Origin of the sequence: Zooshikella harenae (assembly GCF_018837975.1) — a bacterium.
Classification (GTDB): Bacteria; Pseudomonadota; Gammaproteobacteria; order Pseudomonadales; family Zooshikellaceae; genus Zooshikella; species Zooshikella harenae.
The window spans coordinates 16,451-38,538 of record NZ_JAGSOY010000031.1 but is presented as its reverse complement, the minus strand read 5'-3'; the positions used below and the strand labels follow the sequence as shown (position 1 = coordinate 38,538).

Here is a 22,088-nt window from a genome sequence, read left to right as displayed (position 1 = left end):
TAACCTTACGAGAAAAACTGTATATATTAACAGGTAATCCAGTATAATCATTCATTTTGTTATACCAGTTTACTCAGCGCGCATTGTACAACTGTTCGCTGCCATAAGCATGTAACAAATGACATTGCTCGATAATTCTAGTCTGAGCAACTTAGTCATCACTTCAGCCATAAAACTGGGGATGTTTATAGTGGATATAATTAGCGTACGCGGTGCACGGACTCATAATTTAAAAAACATCAATATTGATATCCCTCGTGACAAGTTGATTGTCATTACTGGATTATCAGGTTCAGGGAAGTCTTCTCTTGCATTTGACACCCTTTATGCTGAGGGACAGCGTCGTTACGTTGAATCTTTATCTACCTATGCCCGTCAGTTTTTATCCATGATGGAAAAGCCAGATGTAGACCATATTGAAGGCCTATCTCCCGCTATTTCTATTGAGCAAAAATCTACATCCCATAACCCTCGCTCAACCGTGGGCACCATTACAGAAATATACGACTATTTACGTCTCCTCTTTGCTCGGGCCGGCACGCCACGCTGTCCAACCCATGATTTACCCTTAGAAGCGCAAACCATCAGCCAGATGGTAGACCAAGTGTTAGCCCTACCTGAAGGTACAAAATTAATGCTCCTTGCTCCTATCGTACAAAATCGTAAAGGGGAGCATTTGCATGTACTGAATGACCTGAAGTCTCAAGGTTTTGTCCGCGCCAGAATAAATGGCATTGTGACTGATCTTGATGATGCCCCCAAACTTACTAAAACTAAAAAACATACCATTGAAGTGATCGTTGACCGCTTTAAAGTCAGAGCAGATTTAAAACTTCGCCTTGCTGAGTCACTTGAAACAGCCATTCAGCTAACTGAAGGAATAGCTGTTATTTGCGACATGGATGAAAAACTCGAGGATATTATTTTCTCCGCACGTTTTGCTTGCCCCCACTGTGGACATAGCATCAGCGAACTTGAACCTCGCATGTTCTCATTCAATAATCCAGCTGGTGCATGCGATACCTGCGATGGTTTAGGGGTAAAACAATATTTTGATGAAGACAGAATTATTGTCTCCTCCGACTTAACCTTAGGAGAAGGAGCCATTCGAGGATGGGATCGACGTACCGTGTATTACTTTCAGTTACTCTCTTCTCTGGCAGACCACTACAAATTTGACATTGACACTCCCTTTCAAAAACTCAGCAAAAAGCACCGCAACCTCATACTTCATGGCAGTGGTGACGAGGTTATTAAGTTCACCTATGTTAATGACCGTGGAGATAAAATTCATCGTGCTCATCGTTTTGAAGGGATTATTCCCAACATGGAGCGACGCTATCGAGATACTGATTCGCAAAGCGTTCGTGATGAGCTTTCCAAGTTTCTTAGTGTTCAGCCCTGCCCAGGCTGTCATGGATCTAGACTAAAGCGCAATTCTCGCTATGTCTTTATTGAAGAACATAATTTACCTGCCCTAACAGCACTACCAGTAGAGCAATCGTTAAACTACTTTGAACACCTAGCTATTCCAGGTCAAAAAGGAGAAGTTGCAGCCAAGATTCTTAAGGAAATCCGTGAACGCCTACAATTTTTAGTTAATGTTGGCCTTAACTACTTAACCCTGGATCGTAGTGCAGACTCTCTATCAGGAGGGGAAGCTCAACGTATCCGTCTTGCTAGTCAAATTGGTGCTGGCTTAGTCGGTGTAATGTACATTTTAGACGAACCATCAATTGGTCTACATCAGCGAGATAATGAGCGTCTCCTTAGTACGCTGATACGCCTTCGCGACTTGGGAAATACCGTTATTGTGGTTGAACATGATGAAGATGCTATCCGTCATGCTGATTTTGTCATTGACATTGGTCCAGGAGCGGGAATCCATGGTGGTGAAATTGTTGCTCAAGGTGCACCTAAACAAATTATACGCAATAAAAAATCCCTAACGGGCCAGTACCTTTCTGGTCAAAAATGCATCGAAATCCCAGAAGAGCGCGTGATTGCAGATTTAAATTACACAGTAAAACTTTCTGGTGCTACGGGAAACAACCTAAAAAATGTCAACCTAACCGTTCCCCTTGGCCTTATGACATGCATAACAGGTGTATCAGGCTCAGGTAAGTCAACTCTTATTAATAATACACTTTATCCTATTGTCGCAACTGAGCTTAATGGCGCAACCACGCTAAAACCTGAACCTTATAAGCGTATAACCGGCCTTAAACATTTAGATAAATGCATCGATATCGATCAAAGTCCAATCGGTAGGACTCCACGCTCAAATCCTGCAACCTATACAGGTATCTTCACAGGCATTAGAGAACTGTTTGCAGGTACACAGGAAGCACGATCCAGAGGCTATAAAGTCGGACGTTTCAGTTTCAATGTTAAAGGAGGACGCTGTGAAGCCTGCCAGGGTGACGGCGTCATAAAAGTTGAAATGCATTTTCTACCTGATATTTATGTTCCTTGTGAAGTATGCAAAGGCAAACGCTATAACCGCGAAACCCTGGAAATAAAATATAAAGGCAAAAATATCCATGAAGTACTGGAAATGACTGTCGAAGAAGCGCTTGATTTTTTCAGTGCAATTCCAGCCATCAAACGAAAACTTCAAACACTCATCGATGTAGGTCTGTCGTATATACACCTAGGCCAAAATGCAACGACCTTATCTGGAGGAGAAGCCCAACGCGTTAAGCTTTCCAAAGAACTGTCTAAAAGAGATACAGGAAGAACGTTATACATTCTAGATGAACCAACAACTGGGCTACATTTCCACGACATTAAGCACTTGCTTGAAGTATTACACCGCTTACGCGATCAAGGTAATACTATAGTGATTATTGAACACAACTTGGATGTCATAAAAACCGCAGACTGGATTATTGACTTGGGTCCAGAAGGAGGAGATGGCGGCGGTGAAATTATCGCGACAGGCACTCCAGAAGAAATCGCAAATGTTAAAAGCTCACATACTGGACACTTTTTATCTGCACAGCTAGCAAAATAAATACTCCGTGTTTTCCTTTTATTTAAAACATATACAACCCTAACTTAGCCAAAAAGTTGGGGTTTTTGACTTATAATCCAGTGGTTCCACAACAGAAGTAAAACTACTCATATCCTCTTCCACATATCAGTATCTACATATCAATAAATCACTATAATTTAAAAAACACACTCGTAGATAACTACAGGAAAGGATAATGCCTTACAAAACAATCTCGGACATCATGATTAGGGATGTGATTAGTTGTACCGAAAAAGACTCTTTGGATGTACCTAACCGCTTAATGGCAGAGCATAGTATTCGTCACATCCCTGTTATCTCTAGTGAAAATGGCGACTTCCTTGGTGTTATCACTCAAAAGCACTTACTTAAAGAAGCTTTTCAACAAGCAAAGCTCTTTGGATCAGTTGATATGTGGACTTTTGGTAGGGGAGTTACTGTTAAGTCAGCTTATTCAAAAGATGTAGAAACCGTCCAACCTGAACTCCCATTATCAGAAGCTGGTAAATACTTTCTGGAAACAAAGTATGGCTGCTTACCAGTTGTTGAGCAAGGCAAGCTTATAGGTCTTGTTACATCAGTTGATTTCGTTAGGATTGCTGTTGAACTTCTTACTGAACAAGAAAAAGAAGACAAAAAATAATGCAGGAGTAGTAATAGCAAGATTAAAATATAAAAACTAAGCCGGGCTAAAAACCCGGCTCAATTGTACTTAGTCTTCATCAGCTGCTTCGACCTGAACCTCAGGACGATCAACCAATTCAACATAAGCCATAGGTGCTTGGTCGCCATGACGGTAACCGCATTTCAAAATACGAATGTAACCACCTGGACGCTCAGCAAAACGAGGACCCAATTCGGCAAATAGCTTACCGACAGTAGCTTTACTACGTAGACGATCAAACGCCAAACGACGGTTAGCTACAGAGTCTTTTTTAGCCAAAGTAATTAATGGCTCAGCAACACGACGCAGCTCTTTTGCCTTAGGCAATGTAGTCTTGATAATTTCGTGCTCTACCAAAGAACAGGTCATGTTTTGAAACATGGCTTTGCGGTGAGAGCTATTACGATTTAGCTTTCTACCACTCTTTCGATGACGCATAACTCAATTCCTTACCAAACTTGCTTTGCTTGGCTATTCAGTGACGCTAGGCAGAAACCTTATCGTCATTTTTTAAGCTAGCGGGAGGCCAATTATCGAGACGCATGCCAAGCGACAAACCTCGAGAAGCTAGTACATCTTTGATTTCTGTGAGCGATTTTTTACCCAAGTTAGGGGTTTTCAAAAGCTCAACTTCTGTACGCTGGATCAAGTCACCAATGTAGTAAATGTTTTCAGCTTTCAAGCAGTTTGCACTGCGTACTGTTAGCTCAAGATCATCTACTGGACGCAATAAAATCGGATCGATTTCTTCTTCAATTTCTTCTGGCTCAGGCTCTTTGTCTCCCTCTAAGTCAACAAAGACAGCCAGCTGTTGTTGAAGAATAGTTGCAGCCCGACGAATTGCTTCTTCTGGATCCAAAGTACCGTCAGTTTCTAAATCAAGTACCAACTTATCTAAGTCTGTACGTTGCTCAACACGAGCGCTTTCGACAACATAGGACACTCGAAAAACGGGGCTATAGGTGGCATCAAGCTGAAGTCTACCAATAGAGCGACTTTCATCATCATCGCTGATACGTGCATCAGCAGGTTCATAACCACGGCCACGACGGACCTTAAGCTTCATGTTTAATGAACCTGCATCACTCAAATGAGCAATCACATGATCAGGATTAACCACTTCGATATCATGATCTAGCTGAATATCTGCGGCAGTTACAACACCCAGACCTTGCTTTGAAAGACTCAGTACTGCTTCATCACGACCATGCATCTTAATAGCAACACCTTTAAGGTTAAGCAGGATTTCAATAACATCCTCCTGCACACCTTCGATGGCACTATACTCGTGTAAAACGCCCTCTATTTCCGCCTCAACTATAGCGCACCCTGGCATCGATGAGAGCAATATACGACGTAACGCATTTCCCAAAGTATGCCCAAAGCCACGCTCTAGTGGCTCCAGAGTAACCTTTGCACGAGTTGCGCTGTTTTCCTGAACGTCTATGTGACGTGGTGTGAGAAAGTCTGTTACCGAACTCTGCATGGAAGTAATACCCTACTTGATGCCATTGTCTATCCTTTACTTGGAGTAAAGCTCTACAATGAGGTTTTCATTGATGTCTGCAGAGAGCTCACTCCGTTCAGGTCGAGCCTTGAATACCCCTTCTTTCTTCTTGGTATCCACCTCAACCCACTCAACCAAGCCACGCTGACTTGCAAGTTCTAGAGCAGCATTAATCCGCAGTTGGTTCTTGGCTTTTTCACGGATAGCGACTACATCACCCGGCTTAACCTGATAAGACGGAATATTTACTGCCTTACCATTTACCATGACAGCCTTATGGCTGACCAACTGGCGAGCTTCTGCACGAGTGGAACCAAAACCCATACGATAAACGATATTATCTAGGCGACATTCCAAAAGCTGCAGCAGGTTAACACCTGTTGCTCCTTTTAAACGGTCAGCATTTTTATAGTAGTTGCGGAATTGCTTTTCTAGCAAACCGTACATACGACGTACTTTTTGCTTTTCACGCAACTGAAGACCGTAGTCGGATAAACGACCACGACGTTGTCCGTGTTGCCCTGGAGCGGTTTCTGCACGACACTTCGAGTCGTGAGGCCGCACGCCGCTTTTCAGGAAAAGGTCTGTGCCTTCACGACGAGAGAGCTTACACTTAGGACCTAAATATCTAGCCATTTTTTCTCGTCTCCTGCCTTATACACGACGCTTCTTAGGTGGACGACAGCCATTGTGGGGAATAGGTGTTACATCCACAATGTTAGTAACCTTGTAGCCACATGCATTAAGTGCACGGACTGCAGATTCACGTCCTGGACCAGGGCCTTTAACACAGACATCAAGATTCTTTAGACCGTATTCAGCAGCAGCTTGGCCAGCTCTTTCTGCAGCGACCTGCGCCGCAAAAGGTGTGCTTTTACGAGAACCGCGGAAGCCTGAACCTCCAGCAGTGGCCCATGCCAAGGTGTTGCCTTGACGATCGGTAATGGTCACGATCGTATTGTTAAAAGACGCGTGGATATGGGCGACCCCATCAACCACCGTCTTTTTTACTTTCTTACGTGAACGAGTACCTGGCTTTGCCATATCAGATATGTCCTGTCTATGCTATACCTGCTGCAGCTAAGAAACTTTTCTTAGAGCAGATACTTACTTACGAATAGGTTTGCGAGGACCTTTACGAGTACGGGCGTTCGTCTTAGTACGTTGGCCACGCACTGGAAGACTACGACGGTGGCGTAAACCACGGTAGCAACCCAGATCCATTAACCTTTTAATATTCATATTAATTTCACGGCGCAAGTCACCTTCTGTAGTGTGCTCAGCGACTTTTGTCCGCAAAATCTCTATTTGGTCTTCACTCAGATCTTTTACTTTGCTTACTGGATCAATACCAGCATCAGCTAGAATTTTCTGAGCTTTTGGTCTGCCTATACCAAAGATATAGGTCAGGGAGATAACAGCATGTTTGTTATCTGGAATATTGACGCCTGCAATACGGGCCATTCAATCTACTCCAATCCCATCGAGCATTATGCTCTTTATCAAACGAAATACACCATCCGCGAAAGGCGCAACAGCATACCGTTTGCTGATCAATAAATCAACCGCCCAGCTAATTAATTAGCTGGGCGGCTAACTTATAAAAGCTGGTATTCCTTAGCCCTGACGCTGTTTATGGCGCGGTTCAGCACTGCAAATTACCCTTACCGCACCTTTACGGCGGATAATTTTACAGTTACGGCATATCTTTTTCACAGATGCACGTACTTTCATAGCTTTCTCCAAATCAACCGGCAGAGTTAGCGCAACAGTCCACCGCTGCCAAAACCCTTAAGATTTGATTTCTTCATTAACGACTCATATTGATGCGACATAAGATGTGACTGCACTTGAGACATAAAGTCCATCACCACAACCACAACAATCAACAGTGACGTTCCTCCCAGATAGAATGGTACATTCCAAGCAACATTCAAAAACTGAGGAAGTAAGCACACTGCAGTCATGTACAATGCACCAAACATCGTTAAGCGTGTTAACACGCCATCAATGTAGCGTGCAGATTGTTCTCCAGGCCGTATACCAGGAATATATGCCCCTGATCGTTTCAAGTTATCAGACACTTCCTTTGGATTAAAGACAAGTGCTGTATAAAAGAAACAGAAGAATATAATTCCAGCTGAAAACAGAATGATATTTAATGGTTGCCCAGGACTAATCGCATGAGCAACATCCTGTAACCAGCTGAAAGCCCAACTTTCCTCACCTGCAGCATCTGTAGCGCCAGTACCAAACCACTGAGCTATAGATGCTGGAAACAGCAAAATACTACTAGCAAAAATCGCTGGAATAACACCAGCCATATTTACCTTTAATGGAAGATGACTAGACTGTGCCGCAAAAACTTTTCGGCCATGCTGACGTTTAGCATAGTTAACAGTAATTCTCCGTTGACCACGCTCTACAAACACCACAAAACCAATTACGACAACTGCAATCAACGCAACTAGCAATAACACCAAGATTTCCAAATTACCTTGCCGAGCTGACTCAAACGCCTGCCCTATAGCGCTAGGTAATCCAGCAACAATACCCGCAAAAATTAGGATTGAAATACCATTACCAATACCTCTCTCAGTAACCTGTTCACCAAGCCACATCAAGAAGACTGAACCAGTAACAAAGGTTGTTACTGCAGTAAAATAAAACCCAATATCTGTAGTATAAGTAACACCTTGATTAGCTAGGCTAACAGTGATACCGAAACCTTGAATGGTTGCAAGTAACACTGTGCCATAACGAGTGTACTGACTGATCTTACGTCGACCAGCTTCACCTTCTTTTTTAAGCTGTTCCAGTTGAGGACTGACTACAGTCAACAACTGCATAATGATGGAAGCTGAAATATACGGCATGATACCTAGAGCTAACACAGACATGCGCTCTAAGGCACCACCTGAGAACATGTTAAAAAGGCTAAGGATAGTACCCTCGTTTTGACTGAACAATTGCGCTAACGTATCCGGGTTTATTCCTGGTACAGGAATATGTGCCCCAATGCGGTACACAATGATCGCCAATAATACAAAGCGGAGCCTTGCCCAAAGCTCAGTCAAACCACTTTGTGATCCACCAGGGAGTGATCCTTGTTTAGCCATTTAGTCCTCGACTTTACCACCAGCTGCTTCAATTGCGGCGCGAGCACCTTTAGTCATAGCTAAACCTTTAACAGTCTTCGCTGTGGTGATCTCGCCAGAAAGAATAACTTTAACACGTTTTACATTGGCACTGATGATATTTGCTGCACGTAATGCTTGCAAATCAATTACTTCAGCTTCAACTTTAGCAAGTTCGTTTAAACGAACTTCTGCCGTGTACAAAGCCTTACGGGAAGTAAAGCCAAATTTGGGCAGTCGGCGCTGTAATGGCTGCTGACCGCCTTCAAATCCAGGTTTAACCGTACCACCTGAACGGGACTTCAAACCTTTGTGGCCACGACCACCAGTTTTGCCCAAGCCACTACCAATACCGCGACCAACGCGCTTACCGGATTTGCGGCTGCCAGGTGCGGGCTTTAGAGAATTCAGATGCATGATTATTCTCCTTCCACTCGTACCAAGTAAGATACTTTATTAATCATGCCGCGTACGGAAGGTGTGTCTTCAACGTCAACGGTGTGACCAATGCGTCGCAAGCCTAGTCCAGAAACACAGGCTTTATGACTGGCAAGGTGACCGCTCGTACTACGGACAAGCGTCACTTTAATACGTTTAGCTTCTGCCATTGTCTTATCCCAGAATGTCCTCAACAGACTTACCACGCTTGGCTGCGACATCATCCGGAGAACGCATATCACGCAAACCATTAAAGGTTGCTTGCACTACGTTCACAGGATTTGTAGAGCCATAACATTTTGCCAATACGTTTTGTACGCCGGCAACTTCAAGTACTGCACGCATTGCACCACCAGCAATAACACCAGTACCTTCAGAGGCTGGCTGCATGAATACTTTAGAAGCTCCATGCCTTGCTTTTACTGGATACTGTAATGTAGTGCCATCCAGATCAACTTGAATCATGTTACGACGTGCAGCTTCCATCGCTTTTTGAATAGCGATTGGCACTTCACGTGCTTTACCACGCCCAAAACCGACCTTGCCTTTACCATCGCCGACGACTGTCAACGCGGTAAAGCCAAAGATACGACCACCTTTGACTACCTTAGCAACCCGGTTAACCTGAACCAACTTTTCAATGTAACCTTCGTCGCTCTTACGTTCGTTGTTAGCCATGCGTCTACCCTTAGAATTCCAACCCAGCTTCGCGTGCAGCGTCAGCTAACGCCTTGACACGACCATGGTATTTAAAACCAGAGCGATCGAACGCCACCTTAGTTATACCTGCAGCTTTAGCACGCTCGGCAACTAATGCACCGACCTTTTTCGCTGCTTCAACATTACTTGTAGTGGTACTGCGAAGGTCTTTATCTAAAGTTGACGCAGAGACCAGTACTTTATCCCCTTCTGAAGAAATCACTTGTGCATACATGTGCTGCCCAGAGCGATGTATACATAAGCGAGTTGCCTTGAGCTCACGCATTTTCAGGCGAGCTTGAAGGGCGCGACGGAGTCTTGATTGTTTCTTTACGCTCATATCAATGCCCTACCTTACTTCTTCTTCGCTTCTTTACGGTGAACATGTTCATCCGCATAACGAATACCTTTACCCTTATAAGGTTCAGGGCGACGGAAGTCGCGAATTTCTGCGGCAACTTGTCCAACCAGCTGTTTATCGATCCCTTTGAGAACAATTTCCGTTTGCGAAGGAGTTTCTGCTTGAACACCTTCTGGTAATTGGTAGTCAACAGGATGTGAGAAGCCAAGTGTCAGGTTTAGGGATTTGCCTTTGGCTTGAGCACGATAACCAACACCAATCAGCTGTAACTTTTTCTCAAAACCATTGCTGACACCAGTAACCATATTAGCTACCAGTGCACGAGTAGTACCTGCCATTGCACGAGAGTGCTTTGCACCATCACGGGCTGCAAAGGTTAAACTGCCATCAGCCTGATTGACTTCTACACTGTGGTGAAGGTTCATTTCCAAAGAGCCTTTAGAACCTTTTACAGTGATGTGGCGATTATCCAGCTTAACTTCTACACCGTTAGGGATAACAACAGGGTTTTTAGCGACTCGAGACATCTTAACCCCCCCCTTAAAATACGGTGCAGAGAATTTCACCGCCAATACCAGCAGCGCGAGCAGCACGATCAGTCATCACACCTTTATTAGTGGAGACAATCGCTACACCCAAGCCACCATTGATTTTTGGCAGTGCATCTTTACCAGTGTAGGCACGCAAACCAGGACGGCTTACACGCTTAAGCTCTTCAATAACAGGCTTGCCATTGAAGTACTTCAGCTCAATGCTCAGCACAGGCTTGGCTTCACCTTCAACCGCATAACCAGTGATATAACCTTCGTCTTTCAATACTTTGGCAACAGCCATTTTTATTTTGGACGATGGCATACTGACAGAAGCTTTTTCTGCCATTTGGGCATTACGGATACGAGTCAGCATATCTGCCAACGGGTCCTGCATACTCATGTCTAAACATCTCCTCGAATTAAACTACGCACTACCAGCTTGCTTTAACCAAACCTGGAACATCACCACGCATTGCAGCTTCACGTAACTTAATCCGGCTTAAACCAAATTTGCGATAGTAGCCATGTGGGCGACCAGTAACACGACAACGGTTACGAACACGAATGGGGCTAGCGTTACGTGGCAGCTTTTGTAGCGCCATTTGTGCTTCCCACTTTTGCTCTTCTGTTGCGTTTACATCAGCCAAAACCGCTTTAATCTTGGCACGCTTTTCAGCGTACTTGGCTACTGTACGGATGCGCTTTAATTCGCGCTGTTTCATTGATACTTTTGCCATAACCCCGCCCTATTAACCTTTAAACGGGAAGTTAAACGCTTTAAGTAAAGCGCGCCCTTCTTCGTCGGTCTTAGCAGTGGTGGTCAACGTAATATCCAGACCACGCAAGGTGTCAATTTTATCGTACTCAATTTCTGGGAAGATAATTTGCTCTTTAACACCCATGCTGTAGTTACCACGACCATCAAATGACTTAGGGCTTAAACCACGGAAGTCACGAACACGAGGTAATGCAACGGATACTAAGCGATCCAGAAATTCATACATTCTTTGCTTACGCAGGGTAACCTTTACACCAATTGGCCAACCCTGACGAATTTTAAATCCAGCAACAGATTTACGTGCTTTAGTGACAACTGGCTTTTGACCAGAAATCTTAACCATATCTGCAACTGCATTATCGATGACTTTTTTGTCACCAACCGCTTCACCAACACCCATATTTAGGGTGATTTTGGTGATCTTCGGTACTTCATGAATGTTATTGTACCCAAACTCTTTCTGAAGCTGAGGTACGATTTCACTCTTGTACTTTTCGTGTAATCTAGCCATTGTTCAACCTATCCTGCCTTAGGCATTTACAGGCTTGCCAGTAGATTTGAAGATACGGCGTTTTTCTTTGCCTTCACCTTCAAAGCCCACCCGATCAGCCTTGTTGGTCTCTGAATTAAAGATCGCAACATTAGAAACGTGAATCGCCGCTTCTTTCTCGACAATACCGCCGGGACGATTCAGCATTGGGTTTGGCTTTGTATGGCGCTTGACCATGTTTATACCAGAAACAATCAGCTTGTTATCTGGCTTTACGGTCATTACCTTGCCGCGCTTACCTTTATCTTTACCGGCAATTACGATGACTTCATCACCACTTCTGATCTTACGCATCGCTGGGCCCCTCCTTATAGCACTTCTGGTGCTAAAGAAATAATTTTCATAAACTGCTCAGAGCGCAGCTCACGAGTTACAGGCCCAAAAATACGAGTACCAATTGGCTGCTGCTGATTATTCAACAAAACTGCTGCATTGCCATCGAAACGAATCAATGAGCCATCTTGACGACGCACACCCTTTTTAGTGCGCACAACAACAGCGGTCATCACCTGGCCCTTTTTGACCTTGCCACGAGGAATTGCTTCCTTGACAGTCACTTTGATGATGTCACCGATATTGGCATAACGGCGGTGAGAACCACCTAAAACCTTGATACACATTACCCGACGTGCACCGCTGTTATCAGCCACATCGAGCATGGTTTGTGCCTGAATCATGTGCTTTCTCCAACCTCATGTTTTACGCTAGGCGTTGAGGCTAATTGAATTAAACCTGTGTTGCCCGCTCATCAATAGAAATCAGAGAAAATGCCTTCGTCTTAGACAGAGGTCTGATTTCTTTGATGGTTACCAAATCACCAATTTGACACTCATTGTTTGGGTCATGAGCATGTAACTTGGTTGAACGCTTTTGATATTTCCCATAAATAGGGTGCTTAACATGGCGCTCAGTCATTACAGTGACGGTTTTATCCATCTTGTTGCTCACCACCCGACCGCTCAGGGTACGGCCTTTACTTTCTTGCTCAGCCATTGCTCTTACCTACCTGCTCAGTTAGCACTGTTTTAACCCGTGCGATGTCGCGACGAACCTGTTTCAGCAGATGGGTCTGCGTTAGCTGGCCAACGGCCTTTTGCATACGGTAATTGAACTGGTCGCGCAACAGTGAGTGAAGCTGATCTCGCAGCTCCTCGGGTGACTTATCACGTAGCTCTTGTACTTTCATTACATCACCGTCCGCTTAACGAAAGTTGTTTCAACGGGTAGCTTAGCTGCCGCTAATGCGAAAGCTTCACGTGCCAGTTCTTCAGAAACACCTTCCATCTCGTAAAGAACACGACCAGGTTGAATCTGGCAAACCCAGTATTCAACACTACCCTTACCTTTACCCTGGCGCACCTCCAGTGGTTTTTGAGTGATTGGTTTGTCTGGGAAAATGCGGATCCAGATTTTACCACCACGCTTGATGTGACGAGTCATGGCACGACGTGCAGCCTCAATTTGGCGTGCAGTAATGCGACCACGACCAGTCGCTTTTAAAGCATATTCACCGAAGCTTACTTTTGAGCCTCGAAGAGCTAACCCACGATTACGGCCCTTCTGTTGCTTCCTAAACTTCGTACGCTTTGGTTGCAGCATCGAAGTACCCCTTATTTAGCAGCTTTTTTCTTAGCGGGTTTGCTAGCTGGCTTCTCGTCTTCACGTTGGCCACCAATAACCTCGCCTTTGAAAATCCAAACTTTAACGCCCAATACACCATATGTGGTGCGTGCTTCGTAGGTTGCATAATCAATATCTGCACGAAGCGTATGTAGTGGTACACGACCTTCCCGATACCATTCAGTACGTGCGATTTCTGCACCACCCAGGCGACCGCTGATTTGAATCTTGATGCCTTTCGCACCAAGACGCATTGCATTTTGCACCGCACGCTTCATAGCGCGACGGAACATCACACGACGCTCAAGCTGGTTAGCAACACTTTGTGCTACCAACATAGCATCAAGCTCAGGCTTGCGAATTTCTTCAATGTTGATATGGACAGGAATACCCATCGCACCAGAAACTTCCTGGCGCAACCTTTCAACATCTTCACCTTTTTTACCAATCACAATGCCTGGACGAGCGGTATGGATGGTAATACGAGCACTCTGTGCTGGACGCTGAATTTCGACGCGACTAACAGAGGCATTTTTCAGCTTCTTTTGAATACGTGCACGAACTTGCAAATCAGTGATTAGCTTGTCCGAGTATTCTGTTCCTTCGGCATACCATACAGAAGTATGTTTTTTTACGATGCCTAAACGAATTCCAGTTGGATGTACTTTTTGCCCCATGACTGACCCCTATTTCTCAGCAACTTTAACCGTGATATGGCAAGTCCGCTTCAATATGCGGTCAGCACGGCCTTTAGCACGTGGGCGAATTCGCTTGAGTGTAGTTCCCTCGTCTACAAAAACAGTGGAAACTTTCAACTCATCGATATCCGCACCTTCATTGTGCTCAGCGTTGGCAACTGCCGACTCAAGCACTTTCTTAAATAGCATTGCTGCCTTTTTAGGACTGAAGGCCAAAATATTAAGCGCTTCATCTACCGATTTTCCGCGAATCTGGTCAGCAACCAAACGGGCTTTCTGGGCAGATATGTTAGCGCCTTTATGCTTAGCAGCTACTTCCATCTTAATAACCCCTTACCTACGCTTGGCTTTCTTATCTGCTGCATGACCACGATAGGTACGAGTGGCAGCAAATTCGCCGAGTTTATGTCCAACCATATCTTCTGTAACAAAGACTGGTACATGCTGACGACCATTGTGCACCGCAACGGTTAAACCTACCATTTGCGGAATAATCATCGAGCGACGTGACCATGTTTTAATTGGACGCTTGTCACCTTTATCTACAGCGTCCTCAACCTTCTTCAATAAATGAAGGTCTACAAAAGGACCTTTTTTTAATGAACGTGGCACGGTGTCGTATCCTCTTTAGCTAACCTGTTTAACCGCGACGACGCACAATAAGCTTATCAGTACGCTTATTACTGCGAGTTTTGCGCCCCTTAGTGGGTAGACCCCATGGAGAAACCGGATGACGGCCACCAGAAGTACGACCTTCACCACCACCATGAGGGTGATCAACAGGGTTCATCGCAACACCGCGAACTGTTGGTCGAATACCACGCCAACGCTTGGCACCCGCTTTACCCAAAGAACGCAAGTTATGCTCACTGTTGGACACTTCACCTAATGTGGCACGGCAGTCAGCAAGAATTTTACGCATTTCGCCTGAACGAAGACGTACAGTTACATAGCCACCTTCACGAGCCACAAGTTGTACAGATGCTCCAGCACTACGAGCAATCTGCGCACCTTTGCCAGGTTTCATTTCAATACAGTGAATAACACTACCTACAGGAATATTTCGTAGAGGTAAGGTGTTTCCTGCTTTGATTGGAGCATCAGCGCCAGATATAACCTGACCACCTTGCTTCAGGCCTTTTGGCGCAATGATATAACGGCGTTCACCGTCAAGATATTTCACGAGCGCAATATAAGCAGTCCGGTTTGGATCATACTCTAAACGCTCAACAACTCCTGGAATGCCATCCTTATTGCGACGGAAGTCGATCATGCGGTAGTGATGCTTATGGCCACCACCACGATGACGGGTAGTAATACGGCCATTATTATTACGGCCACCCGTTTTACTTTTCTTTTCTACCAAAGGAGCATAAGGTGCACCTTTGTGCAAATCAGGATTGACTACGTTTACAACAAAGCGACGGCCAGGAGAAGTAGGTTTACATTTTTGAATTGGCATACCTTACACTCCCCTTATTCAGCGTCTACAAAGTCAATTTCTTGACCTTGCTCCAGACGAACATATGCTTTCTTCCAGTCAGGACGCTTACCTAAGCCATGAGTAGTGCGCTTAGTTTTACCTTTAGTATTAAGCGTCTGAATTGACTTGACCTTCACGTCAAACAGTGTTTCTACTGATTTTTTGACTTCACGCTTGGTCGCGTCTTTTGCCACACGGAAAACGTACTGACCGTTATTTTCCGCTAAGACAGTTGCCTTTTCGGAAATGTGCGGACCAAGCAGTACCTTAAATACTCTTTCCTGGTTCATCCCAGCATCTCCTCGAATTTCTTCAGCGCAGCAACTGTTACGACAACCTTTTCATAGGCAATCATGCTGACTGGATTTGCAGCCATCGCATCGCTGACATCCACATAAGGAATGTTACGTGCAGCCAAATACAAGTTTTGATCTACTTCTTCACTTACGATCAAGACATTGCCAGCATTCAGCTCTTTTAACTTGGCTACCAATTCTTTAGTTTTTGGCGCTGAAACTTTAAAGTCTTCTACAACAACCAAACGCTCTTGACGAACAAGTTCTGAAAGAATAGAACGCATCGCTGCACGATACATTTTCTTGTTCAGCTTTTGCTCGTGATTTTGTGGCTTAGCAGCAAATGCTACTCCACCAGAACGCCAAATTGGGCTGCGAATTGTACCAGCACGCGCACGTCCAGTACCTTTCTGACGCCATGGTTTGCGTCCACCACCACTTACTTCAGAGCGAGTTTTTTGCGAACGAGTACCCTGACGAGCACCAGCTAAATACGCAACAACTGCCTGATGCACTAATGTTTCGTTAAATTCAGCTGCAAAAGTATGATCTGAAACTTGAATCGTACCTGCACCTGTTACATTTAAATCCATGAGTTCAACCCCCCTCAGGCACCAGTTTTGACTGCTGGTCGAACAACAACCTGAGCGCCAGTAGCACCAGGAACTGCACCTTTAATTAGAAGCAGGTTACGCTCAGCATCAACTCGAACAACCTCTAAAGACTGAACTGTCACGCGGCGATTACCCATGTGGCCAGCCATCTTTTTGCCTTTGAACACTCGACCAGGTGTTTGACACTGACCGATTGAACCAGGCGCACGGTGAGACAATGAGTTACCGTGGGTTGCATCTTGAGTCGCAAAGTTCCAGCGTTTTACTGTTCCAGCAAAGCCTTTACCTTTGGACTGTCCAGTTACATCAACTTTCTGTCCAGCCTGAAAAAGATCAACTTTGATTTGGTCACCAACATTGATTTCTTCATTTCCAGCGCGAAATTCCCAAAGACCTGCACCAGCTTCAACACCAGCTTTAGCAAACAGGCCTTTTTCAGCACGATTTAAACCGCGGCCAGGACGCTTACGCTCACGCTTACTACCTGTAGTTACCTGAATAGCAGAATAGCCATCAGTATCTACTGTTTTAACCTGTGTGACGCGGTTAGGATCAACCTCAATTACCGTGACAGGCACAGAGGCACCATCTTCGGTAAAAATGCGCGTCATACCGCATTTCTTTCCGACTAAACCAATAGTCATGATTAAACCTCTCATGTGTACGGGGCTATTACCCACTATGGCCACCCATTTCAGAGCGTTACACTAAGTTGCGCACCCAGTGGAATGTACACCCGATGTTCCGTGGTTAACCCAGACTGATTTGAACTTCTACACCAGCAGCCAAGTCCAGCTTCATCAGTGCATCAACAGTCTTATCAGTTGGTTCAACGATATCTAAAAGTCGCTTGTGGGTGCGAATTTCATATTGGTCACGCGCGTCTTTATTCACGTGAGGAGAAATGAGCACAGTAAAGCGCTCTTTTTTCGTAGGCAATGGGATCGGACCACGCACCTGGGCCCCAGTACGCTTTGCTGTTTCAACAATTTCCTGGGTGGAGACATCTATCAGGCGGTGATCAAACGCTTTCAAACGAATACGGATTTGCTGACTTTGCATTTGATCAAAACTCCAGAATAAAGAACTACACTAGACACACGATGTTGTCATAGCAAAAGGAGGCAAAATTCTACTTTCGCAACATCACTCTGTCAAGCATACACGATAAGAGGCCCCACCCTTGGCGGAGCCTCTTATAGATTTTTTACTATTAAAAAGTAGTGTTGTTATTCGATAATCTTAGCAACAACACCCGCACCAACAGTACGGCCACCTTCACGAATCGCAAAGCGTAGCCCGTCTTCCATCGCAATTGGTGCAATCAATGTTACTTTCATTTGCACGTTGTCACCTGGCATTACCATCTCAACACCTTCTGGCAACTCACATGCACCAGTCACGTCAGTTGTACGGAAGTAGAACTGTGGACGGTAGCCTTTGAAGAATGGAGTATGACGTCCACCTTCTTCTTTGCTCAGCACGTAAACTTCTGATTCAAACTTAGTGTGTGGTGTAATAGAACCTGGTATAGCTAATACTTGACCACGCTCTACATCATCACGCTTAGTACCACGTAATAAGGCACCAACGTTCTCACCTGCACGACCTTCGTCAAGCAGCTTACGGAACATTTCAACACCTGTTACGGTAGTTTTAGTGGTGTCACGTAGACCAATAATTTCTACTTCATCACCTACTTTAACAATACCACGCTCAACACGGCCTGTTACTACAGTACCACGACCAGAAATTGAGAATACGTCCTCGATTGGCATCAAGAAAGGCTGATCAATCGCACGCTCTGGCTGAGGGATATACTCATCCAATGTTTCTACTAGTTTTTTCACTGCAGAAACACCCATTTCGTTGTCGTCTTTACCTTCCAACGCCATCAACGCAGAACCAGTGATGATTGGAGTATCGTCGCCTGGGAACTCATATTCGCTCAACAGTTCACGTACTTCCATTTCAACCAGCTCTAACAACTCTTCATCATCAACCATGTCCGCTTTATTTAGGAACACAACGATGTAAGGTACGCCTACCTGACGAGACAACAGGATGTGCTCGCGTGTTTGAGGCATGGGGCCGTCAGCAGCAGAGCAAACCAGAATCGCTCCGTCCATCTGTGCAGCACCAGTTATCATGTTCTTAACGTAGTCAGCGTGTCCGGGGCAATCTACGTGTGCATAGTGGCGGCTTGGAGAATCATACTCAACGTGTGCTGTTGAGATTGTGATACCACGCTCACGCTCTTCAGGTGCGTTATCGATTTGGTCAAACGCTTTAACTTCACCACCCCATACTTCAGCACATACGCGAGTCAGGGCTGCTGTCAATGTAGTTTTACCGTGGTCAACGTGACCAATTGTACCTACGTTAACGTGTGGCTTATTACGTTCAAACTTAGCTTTAGCCATTGTGAGTTATACCTTCTTATCAGAATTAGATTGATTAACCTTTGCTCTTAATTACTGCCTCAGCAACACTGGTAGGCGCTTCAGCGTATTTTTCAAACTCCATGGAGTAGGTTGCACGACCTTGTGTCGCAGAGCGAAGGTCTGTAGCGTAACCAAACATTTCTCCCAGAGGCACTTCTGCACGAATCACTTTACCTGAAGAAGAGTCATCCATACCTTGAACCAAACCTCGACGACGGTTCAAGTCACCCATGACATCCCCCATGTAGTCTTCAGGCGTTACTACTTCAACCTTCATTACCGGTTCAAGTAGCACTGGCTGTGCTTGAGGTGCATATTTTTTCAGCGCCTGAGAAGCAGCGATTTTAAACGCCATCTCACTGGAGTCAACGTCATGATAAGAGCCATCATATAGGCGAGCTTTCAGGTTAAGCAGCGGATAACCGGCAATAACACCGTTTTTCATCTGCTCATCAATCCCTTTTTGCACAGCTGGAATGTATTCTTTTGGAATAACACCACCAACGATTTCGTTGACAAACTCCAAACCTTCTTGTTCAGAAGGTGAAAACTCAATCACTACGTGTCCATACTGACCACGACCACCAGACTGACGAGCAAACTTGTGATCAGCATTAACAGTGCTACGTAATGCTTCGCGATAAGCAACCTGAGGTTTACCGATGTTCGCCTCAACATTGAATTCACGTCTCATCCGGTCAACGATAATATCCAGATGTAACTCACCCATGCCGGAAATGATTGTTTGGCCAGACTCTTCATCTGTCTCAACACGGAAAGATGGATCTTCCTGAGCAAGCTTACCTAACGCTATACCCATTTTCTCTTGGTCAGCCTTAGACTTAGGCTCAACAGCCACAGAGATAACAGGATCAGGAAATTCCATTCTTTCCAAAGTAATAATACTGTCTTGAGCGCAAAGCGTATCACCCGTGGTGACATCCTTCATACCAATAAGCGCAGCAATATCACCTGCTAATACTTCTTTAATTTCTTGGCGGTTATTTGAGTGCATTTGCACCATCCGGCCAACACGCTCTTTTTTGCGCTTGACTGGATTAAAAACTGAGTCGCCAGAAGAAAGCTTACCAGAGTAAACTCGCACGAATGTCAATGTACCCACAAATGGGTCAGTTGCAATCTTAAATGCCAATGCAGCAAAAGGTGCATTATCATCAGCTTCACGCGTTTCTACTGTTTCATCGTCATCAAGCGTACCTTCAATTGCCTTAACTTCTGTAGGCGATGGTAGATACTCAATAACAGCGTCAAGTACAGCTTGAACACCTTTGTTCTTAAATGCTGAGCCACAAGTAACCAGAACAATTTCATTGTCTAGAGTACGCTGACGAAGACCTTGCTTGATTTCTTCAACTGAAAGATCACCCTCTTCAAGGTATTTTTCCATCAGCTCATCAGATGCTTCAGCAGCATTTTCAAGCATTTTTTCACGCCATTCAGCAGCAACACCTTGCAAGTCCGCAGGAATGTCTTCTAGCTGGTAAGTCATGCCTTGATCTGCTTCATTCCACATAATGGCTTTCATAAGAAGCAAATCAACAACACCTTTGAATTCATCTTCTGCACCAATATTAATTTGAATTGGTACAGCATTAGCACCTAGACGCTCTTTCAGCTGATCAACAACCATAAAGAAATCAGCGCCCGCACGGTCCATCTTATTTACGAAGACCATACGTGGTACATGATATTTATTCGCTTGACGCCATACTGTTTCAGTTTGTGGTTGAACACCAGACGAACCACAAAGCACCACTACAGCACCATCAAGCACGCGCAAAGAACGCTCTACTTCAATTGTGAAGTCAACGTGCCCAGGAGTATCAATGATGTTAACGCGGTGCTCACTAAACTGCTTATTCATCCCCTGCCAGAAACAGGTTGTTGCAGCTGAAGTAATGGTAATACCACGCTCCTGCTCCTGCGCCATCCAGTCCATGGTCGCAGCGCCATCATGCACTTCACCAATTTTATGAGAGAGACCTGTATAAAACAGCACTCGTTCAGTAGTCGTCGTTTTACCTGCGTCTACGTGCGCACAAATACCGATATTACGGTAGCGACTAATAGGGGTTTTTCGAGCCACGACACTATCCTCTGATCATTAGAAACGGTAGTGGGAAAATGCTTTGTTGGCTTCTGCCATACGATGCACGTCTTCACGTTTCTTAACTGCAGAACCTTTTCCATCAACAGCATCTAAGATTTCACCAGCCAAGCGCAAAGCCATAGACTTTTCACCACGCTTACGTGACGCATCTACTAACCAACGCATTGCTAACGCAGTCCGGCGAGAAGGACGTACTTCAACGGGTACTTGATAGGTAGCACCACCAACCCGACGAGATTTAACCTCAACCACTGGAGCAACTTGCTCAAGCGCTTTCTCAAACAAATCTAAAGGCTCAGATCCTTTAGTGCGCTCTTCAACTTTATCCAGAGCACCATAAACAATTCTTTCTGCAACAGATTTTTTACCACTAACCATTACATGGTTAATAAATTTAGCCAAAGTCTGACTTTTGTACTTTGGATCTGGTAAAACTTCTCGCTTTGCGACTACACGTCTTCTTGGCATGATAAGCCCTCAATAGGTCTTCAGGGTGAACCTAAGAAACTAAGATCTACAGATTGTCAGTGTTTACACTGTCAGAAAATAGCACTTAGCCTTACTCTTACCGATAAGCAACTTTACTCAAAGAACGAAATTGCTCTATGAGTCTACATCCTTTATTTAGGACGTTTAGTACCGTACTTAGAACGGCCTTGCTTACGATCATTAACACCTTGGGTATCCAAGCTGCCACGTACAGTGTGATAACGCACACCTGGCAAGTCTTTTACCCGTCCACCACGGATTAGCACAACACTGTGCTCTTGCAAGTTATGACCTTCCCCACCAATGTAGGAAGTCACTTCAAATCCGTTGGTCAATCTAACACGACATACCTTACGAAGCGCTGAGTTAGGCTTCTTAGGAGTGGTCGTATAAACACGTGTACAAACGCCACGACGCTGAGGACAACCCTGTAGCGCAGGTACGTCACTTTTAGCGACTTTGCGTTTGCGAGGCTTACGAACCAACTGGTTAATAGTAGCCATGGATGCAAACTCCAATTACTAACTAATGGATAATAAAGAACCAAAAAAAAGCAGGTGATAGACCCGCCTTTTTAAGGACGCGAAATTGTAAAAGTCAAGTAGGTGCGAGTCAAGTGACAGCTCACAA

General features: G+C 44.8%; 34 protein-coding genes. 2 read left to right on the top strand and 32 right to left on the bottom strand.

Annotated elements, in window-relative coordinates; all coding sequences use genetic code 11:
- The first annotated feature begins 190 nt into the window (after nucleotides 1-190).
- The gene (gene uvrA / locus KCG35_RS13875) at nucleotides 191-3,016 is read left to right on the top strand and encodes an excinuclease ABC subunit UvrA (protein WP_215820379.1); all 2,826 of its coding nucleotides are present in this window, start codon (nucleotides 191-193) and stop codon (nucleotides 3,014-3,016) included.
- Nucleotides 3,017-3,212: 196 nt separating this feature from the next.
- Entirely contained in the window at nucleotides 3,213-3,659 is a 447-nt protein-coding gene (locus KCG35_RS13870; protein WP_215820378.1) for a CBS domain-containing protein, read from the top strand.
- Between the two features lie 69 nt (nucleotides 3,660-3,728).
- Here the strand turns inward: KCG35_RS13870 and rplQ are convergent, their stop codons facing one another.
- The 32 genes from rplQ to rpsL form a co-directional block, all read right to left on the bottom strand.
- Nucleotides 3,729-4,118: a 50S ribosomal protein L17 gene (gene rplQ, locus KCG35_RS13865; protein WP_215820377.1), complete on the bottom strand. Its 390-nt coding sequence runs from the start codon at nucleotides 4,116-4,118 to the stop codon at nucleotides 3,729-3,731.
- 46 nt (nucleotides 4,119-4,164) lie between these two features.
- Nucleotides 4,165-5,166: a DNA-directed RNA polymerase subunit alpha gene (locus KCG35_RS13860; protein ID WP_215820376.1), complete on the bottom strand. Its 1,002-nt coding sequence runs from the start codon at nucleotides 5,164-5,166 to the stop codon at nucleotides 4,165-4,167.
- A 36-nt stretch (nucleotides 5,167-5,202) separates the two neighbouring features.
- Nucleotides 5,203-5,823, bottom strand: coding sequence for a 30S ribosomal protein S4 (gene rpsD / locus KCG35_RS13855; RefSeq protein WP_027709024.1), 621 nt, complete (start codon nucleotides 5,821-5,823; stop codon nucleotides 5,203-5,205).
- An 18-nt stretch (nucleotides 5,824-5,841) separates the two neighbouring features.
- Nucleotides 5,842-6,231: a 30S ribosomal protein S11 gene (gene rpsK / locus KCG35_RS13850; RefSeq protein WP_027709023.1), complete on the bottom strand. Its 390-nt coding sequence runs from the start codon at nucleotides 6,229-6,231 to the stop codon at nucleotides 5,842-5,844.
- A 63-nt stretch (nucleotides 6,232-6,294) separates the two neighbouring features.
- Nucleotides 6,295-6,651: a 30S ribosomal protein S13 gene (gene rpsM, locus KCG35_RS13845; RefSeq protein WP_215820375.1), complete on the bottom strand. Its 357-nt coding sequence runs from the start codon at nucleotides 6,649-6,651 to the stop codon at nucleotides 6,295-6,297.
- A gap of 153 nt (nucleotides 6,652-6,804) precedes the next feature.
- Entirely contained in the window at nucleotides 6,805-6,921 is a 117-nt protein-coding gene (gene rpmJ, locus KCG35_RS13840; RefSeq protein ID WP_084611293.1) for a 50S ribosomal protein L36, read from the bottom strand.
- A gap of 26 nt (nucleotides 6,922-6,947) precedes the next feature.
- Entirely contained in the window at nucleotides 6,948-8,306 is a 1,359-nt protein-coding gene (secY, locus tag KCG35_RS13835) for a preprotein translocase subunit SecY (protein WP_215820374.1), read from the bottom strand.
- On the bottom strand, nucleotides 8,307-8,741 hold the full coding sequence (gene rplO / locus KCG35_RS13830; protein WP_215820373.1) for a 50S ribosomal protein L15: 435 nt from the start codon (nucleotides 8,739-8,741) through the stop codon (nucleotides 8,307-8,309).
- Between the two features lie 2 nt (nucleotides 8,742-8,743).
- Nucleotides 8,744-8,932 carry a 50S ribosomal protein L30 gene (gene rpmD, locus KCG35_RS13825; RefSeq protein ID WP_215820396.1) on the bottom strand — a complete coding sequence of 63 codons (189 nt, stop codon included), beginning with the start codon at nucleotides 8,930-8,932 and terminating at the stop codon, nucleotides 8,744-8,746.
- Between the two features lie 4 nt (nucleotides 8,933-8,936).
- The gene (gene rpsE, locus KCG35_RS13820; protein ID WP_215820372.1) at nucleotides 8,937-9,440 is read right to left on the bottom strand and encodes a 30S ribosomal protein S5; all 504 of its coding nucleotides are present in this window, start codon (nucleotides 9,438-9,440) and stop codon (nucleotides 8,937-8,939) included.
- A 10-nt stretch (nucleotides 9,441-9,450) separates the two neighbouring features.
- Nucleotides 9,451-9,801 (bottom strand): 50S ribosomal protein L18, encoded by a 351-nt coding sequence (gene rplR / locus KCG35_RS13815; RefSeq protein WP_215820371.1) that lies wholly within the window; start codon nucleotides 9,799-9,801, stop codon nucleotides 9,451-9,453.
- Nucleotides 9,802-9,815: 14 nt separating this feature from the next.
- Complete coding sequence (gene rplF / locus KCG35_RS13810) at nucleotides 9,816-10,349, bottom strand: 50S ribosomal protein L6 (protein WP_094788823.1); 534 nt, start codon at nucleotides 10,347-10,349, stop codon at nucleotides 9,816-9,818.
- Between the two features lie 13 nt (nucleotides 10,350-10,362).
- Nucleotides 10,363-10,755: a 30S ribosomal protein S8 gene (gene rpsH / locus KCG35_RS13805; protein WP_215820370.1), complete on the bottom strand. Its 393-nt coding sequence runs from the start codon at nucleotides 10,753-10,755 to the stop codon at nucleotides 10,363-10,365.
- Nucleotides 10,756-10,786: 31 nt separating this feature from the next.
- A complete protein-coding gene (gene rpsN / locus KCG35_RS13800; RefSeq protein WP_027709014.1) occupies nucleotides 10,787-11,092 on the bottom strand; it encodes a 30S ribosomal protein S14 in 306 nt (101 codons plus the stop codon).
- Between the two features lie 12 nt (nucleotides 11,093-11,104).
- Entirely contained in the window at nucleotides 11,105-11,644 is a 540-nt protein-coding gene (gene rplE, locus KCG35_RS13795; RefSeq protein ID WP_215820369.1) for a 50S ribosomal protein L5, read from the bottom strand.
- Between the two features lie 18 nt (nucleotides 11,645-11,662).
- Nucleotides 11,663-11,977 (bottom strand): 50S ribosomal protein L24, encoded by a 315-nt coding sequence (gene rplX / locus KCG35_RS13790; protein WP_027709012.1) that lies wholly within the window; start codon nucleotides 11,975-11,977, stop codon nucleotides 11,663-11,665.
- A 14-nt stretch (nucleotides 11,978-11,991) separates the two neighbouring features.
- Nucleotides 11,992-12,360: a 50S ribosomal protein L14 gene (rplN, locus tag KCG35_RS13785; RefSeq protein ID WP_215820368.1), complete on the bottom strand. Its 369-nt coding sequence runs from the start codon at nucleotides 12,358-12,360 to the stop codon at nucleotides 11,992-11,994.
- Nucleotides 12,361-12,409: 49 nt separating this feature from the next.
- Nucleotides 12,410-12,676: a 30S ribosomal protein S17 gene (gene rpsQ / locus KCG35_RS13780; protein ID WP_215820367.1), complete on the bottom strand. Its 267-nt coding sequence runs from the start codon at nucleotides 12,674-12,676 to the stop codon at nucleotides 12,410-12,412.
- Nucleotides 12,669-12,869 carry a 50S ribosomal protein L29 gene (rpmC, locus tag KCG35_RS13775; RefSeq protein WP_215820366.1) on the bottom strand — a complete coding sequence of 67 codons (201 nt, stop codon included), beginning with the start codon at nucleotides 12,867-12,869 and terminating at the stop codon, nucleotides 12,669-12,671. The genes rpsQ and rpmC overlap by 8 nt, the downstream gene beginning before the upstream one ends.
- Nucleotides 12,869-13,282 carry a 50S ribosomal protein L16 gene (rplP, locus tag KCG35_RS13770; protein WP_027709008.1) on the bottom strand — a complete coding sequence of 138 codons (414 nt, stop codon included), beginning with the start codon at nucleotides 13,280-13,282 and terminating at the stop codon, nucleotides 12,869-12,871. Before rplP ends, rpmC begins: the two co-directional genes overlap by 1 nt.
- 11 nt (nucleotides 13,283-13,293) lie before the next feature.
- Nucleotides 13,294-13,980 (bottom strand): 30S ribosomal protein S3, encoded by a 687-nt coding sequence (gene rpsC / locus KCG35_RS13765; protein WP_215820365.1) that lies wholly within the window; start codon nucleotides 13,978-13,980, stop codon nucleotides 13,294-13,296.
- 9 nt (nucleotides 13,981-13,989) lie between these two features.
- Entirely contained in the window at nucleotides 13,990-14,328 is a 339-nt protein-coding gene (rplV, locus tag KCG35_RS13760; RefSeq protein ID WP_431722382.1) for a 50S ribosomal protein L22, read from the bottom strand.
- Nucleotides 14,329-14,334: 6 nt separating this feature from the next.
- Nucleotides 14,335-14,613: a 30S ribosomal protein S19 gene (rpsS, locus tag KCG35_RS13755; RefSeq protein ID WP_215820364.1), complete on the bottom strand. Its 279-nt coding sequence runs from the start codon at nucleotides 14,611-14,613 to the stop codon at nucleotides 14,335-14,337.
- A gap of 28 nt (nucleotides 14,614-14,641) precedes the next feature.
- Nucleotides 14,642-15,463 (bottom strand): 50S ribosomal protein L2, encoded by an 822-nt coding sequence (gene rplB, locus KCG35_RS13750; RefSeq protein WP_215820363.1) that lies wholly within the window; start codon nucleotides 15,461-15,463, stop codon nucleotides 14,642-14,644.
- Between the two features lie 14 nt (nucleotides 15,464-15,477).
- Nucleotides 15,478-15,774 (bottom strand): 50S ribosomal protein L23, encoded by a 297-nt coding sequence (gene rplW, locus KCG35_RS13745; protein WP_215820362.1) that lies wholly within the window; start codon nucleotides 15,772-15,774, stop codon nucleotides 15,478-15,480.
- On the bottom strand, nucleotides 15,771-16,373 hold the full coding sequence (gene rplD, locus KCG35_RS13740; protein WP_215820361.1) for a 50S ribosomal protein L4: 603 nt from the start codon (nucleotides 16,371-16,373) through the stop codon (nucleotides 15,771-15,773). Before rplD ends, rplW begins: the two co-directional genes overlap by 4 nt.
- A gap of 14 nt (nucleotides 16,374-16,387) precedes the next feature.
- Nucleotides 16,388-17,038 (bottom strand): 50S ribosomal protein L3, encoded by a 651-nt coding sequence (gene rplC / locus KCG35_RS13735; RefSeq protein ID WP_215820360.1) that lies wholly within the window; start codon nucleotides 17,036-17,038, stop codon nucleotides 16,388-16,390.
- 106 nt (nucleotides 17,039-17,144) lie between these two features.
- Nucleotides 17,145-17,456 (bottom strand): 30S ribosomal protein S10, encoded by a 312-nt coding sequence (gene rpsJ, locus KCG35_RS13730; protein WP_027709000.1) that lies wholly within the window; start codon nucleotides 17,454-17,456, stop codon nucleotides 17,145-17,147.
- A gap of 167 nt (nucleotides 17,457-17,623) precedes the next feature.
- Complete coding sequence (gene tuf / locus KCG35_RS13725; RefSeq protein WP_215820359.1) at nucleotides 17,624-18,817, bottom strand: elongation factor Tu; 1,194 nt, start codon at nucleotides 18,815-18,817, stop codon at nucleotides 17,624-17,626.
- 34 nt (nucleotides 18,818-18,851) lie between these two features.
- Nucleotides 18,852-20,945 carry an elongation factor G gene (gene fusA, locus KCG35_RS13720; RefSeq protein WP_215820358.1) on the bottom strand — a complete coding sequence of 698 codons (2,094 nt, stop codon included), beginning with the start codon at nucleotides 20,943-20,945 and terminating at the stop codon, nucleotides 18,852-18,854.
- A gap of 18 nt (nucleotides 20,946-20,963) precedes the next feature.
- On the bottom strand, nucleotides 20,964-21,437 hold the full coding sequence (rpsG, locus tag KCG35_RS13715; protein WP_215820357.1) for a 30S ribosomal protein S7: 474 nt from the start codon (nucleotides 21,435-21,437) through the stop codon (nucleotides 20,964-20,966).
- Nucleotides 21,438-21,589: 152 nt separating this feature from the next.
- Nucleotides 21,590-21,961, bottom strand: coding sequence for a 30S ribosomal protein S12 (gene rpsL, locus KCG35_RS13710; protein ID WP_027709425.1), 372 nt, complete (start codon nucleotides 21,959-21,961; stop codon nucleotides 21,590-21,592).
- Nucleotides 21,962-22,088 lie beyond the last annotated feature (127 nt).

What these genes read in the sequence shown, in the direction of transcription:
- rpsD (WP_027709024.1), bottom strand. Translation starts at nt 5,823, where the DNA reads ATGGCTAGATATTTAGGTCCTAAGTGTAAGCTCTCTCGTCGTGAAGGC.
- rplD (WP_215820361.1), bottom strand. Translation starts at nt 16,373, where the DNA reads ATGGATTTAAATGTAACAGGTGCAGGTACGATTCAAGTTTCAGATCAT.
- rpmC (WP_215820366.1), bottom strand. Translation starts at nt 12,869, where the DNA reads ATGAAAGTACAAGAGCTACGTGATAAGTCACCCGAGGAGCTGCGAGAT.
- rpsQ (WP_215820367.1), bottom strand. Translation starts at nt 12,676, where the DNA reads ATGGCTGAGCAAGAAAGTAAAGGCCGTACCCTGAGCGGTCGGGTGGTG.
- secY (WP_215820374.1), bottom strand. Translation starts at nt 8,306, where the DNA reads ATGGCTAAACAAGGATCACTCCCTGGTGGATCACAAAGTGGTTTGACT.
- rplO (WP_215820373.1), bottom strand. Translation starts at nt 8,741, where the DNA reads ATGCATCTGAATTCTCTAAAGCCCGCACCTGGCAGCCGCAAATCCGGT.
- KCG35_RS13860 (WP_215820376.1), bottom strand. Translation starts at nt 5,166, where the DNA reads ATGCAGAGTTCGGTAACAGACTTTCTCACACCACGTCACATAGACGTT.
- rplE (WP_215820369.1), bottom strand. Translation starts at nt 11,644, where the DNA reads ATGGCTAGATTACACGAAAAGTACAAGAGTGAAATCGTACCTCAGCTT.
- rplP (WP_027709008.1), bottom strand. Translation starts at nt 13,282, where the DNA reads ATGCTGCAACCAAAGCGTACGAAGTTTAGGAAGCAACAGAAGGGCCGT.
- KCG35_RS13870 (WP_215820378.1), top strand. Translation starts at nt 3,213, where the DNA reads ATGCCTTACAAAACAATCTCGGACATCATGATTAGGGATGTGATTAGT.
- rplR (WP_215820371.1), bottom strand. Translation starts at nt 9,801, where the DNA reads ATGAGCGTAAAGAAACAATCAAGACTCCGTCGCGCCCTTCAAGCTCGC.
- rpsJ (WP_027709000.1), bottom strand. Translation starts at nt 17,456, where the DNA reads ATGCAAAGTCAGCAAATCCGTATTCGTTTGAAAGCGTTTGATCACCGC.
- rplN (WP_215820368.1), bottom strand. Translation starts at nt 12,360, where the DNA reads ATGATTCAGGCACAAACCATGCTCGATGTGGCTGATAACAGCGGTGCA.
- rpsM (WP_215820375.1), bottom strand. Translation starts at nt 6,651, where the DNA reads ATGGCCCGTATTGCAGGCGTCAATATTCCAGATAACAAACATGCTGTT.
- rpsG (WP_215820357.1), bottom strand. Translation starts at nt 21,437, where the DNA reads ATGCCAAGAAGACGTGTAGTCGCAAAGCGAGAAGTTTTACCAGATCCA.
- rplC (WP_215820360.1), bottom strand. Translation starts at nt 17,038, where the DNA reads ATGACTATTGGTTTAGTCGGAAAGAAATGCGGTATGACGCGCATTTTT.
- rplX (WP_027709012.1), bottom strand. Translation starts at nt 11,977, where the DNA reads ATGCGTAAGATCAGAAGTGGTGATGAAGTCATCGTAATTGCCGGTAAA.
- rpsN (WP_027709014.1), bottom strand. Translation starts at nt 11,092, where the DNA reads ATGGCAAAAGTATCAATGAAACAGCGCGAATTAAAGCGCATCCGTACA.
- rpmJ (WP_084611293.1), bottom strand. Translation starts at nt 6,921, where the DNA reads ATGAAAGTACGTGCATCTGTGAAAAAGATATGCCGTAACTGTAAAATT.
- rpsC (WP_215820365.1), bottom strand. Translation starts at nt 13,980, where the DNA reads ATGGGGCAAAAAGTACATCCAACTGGAATTCGTTTAGGCATCGTAAAA.
- rplW (WP_215820362.1), bottom strand. Translation starts at nt 15,774, where the DNA reads ATGAACCAGGAAAGAGTATTTAAGGTACTGCTTGGTCCGCACATTTCC.
- tuf (WP_215820359.1), bottom strand. Translation starts at nt 18,817, where the DNA reads ATGGCTAAAGCTAAGTTTGAACGTAATAAGCCACACGTTAACGTAGGT.
- rplQ (WP_215820377.1), bottom strand. Translation starts at nt 4,118, where the DNA reads ATGCGTCATCGAAAGAGTGGTAGAAAGCTAAATCGTAATAGCTCTCAC.
- rpsK (WP_027709023.1), bottom strand. Translation starts at nt 6,231, where the DNA reads ATGGCAAAGCCAGGTACTCGTTCACGTAAGAAAGTAAAAAAGACGGTG.
- rpsL (WP_027709425.1), bottom strand. Translation starts at nt 21,961, where the DNA reads ATGGCTACTATTAACCAGTTGGTTCGTAAGCCTCGCAAACGCAAAGTC.
- rpsH (WP_215820370.1), bottom strand. Translation starts at nt 10,755, where the DNA reads ATGAGTATGCAGGACCCGTTGGCAGATATGCTGACTCGTATCCGTAAT.
- rpsE (WP_215820372.1), bottom strand. Translation starts at nt 9,440, where the DNA reads ATGGCTAACAACGAACGTAAGAGCGACGAAGGTTACATTGAAAAGTTG.
- rpmD (WP_215820396.1), bottom strand. Translation starts at nt 8,932, where the DNA reads ATGGCAGAAGCTAAACGTATTAAAGTGACGCTTGTCCGTAGTACGAGC.
- rplF (WP_094788823.1), bottom strand. Translation starts at nt 10,349, where the DNA reads ATGTCTCGAGTCGCTAAAAACCCTGTTGTTATCCCTAACGGTGTAGAA.
- rplB (WP_215820363.1), bottom strand. Translation starts at nt 15,463, where the DNA reads ATGCCAATTCAAAAATGTAAACCTACTTCTCCTGGCCGTCGCTTTGTT.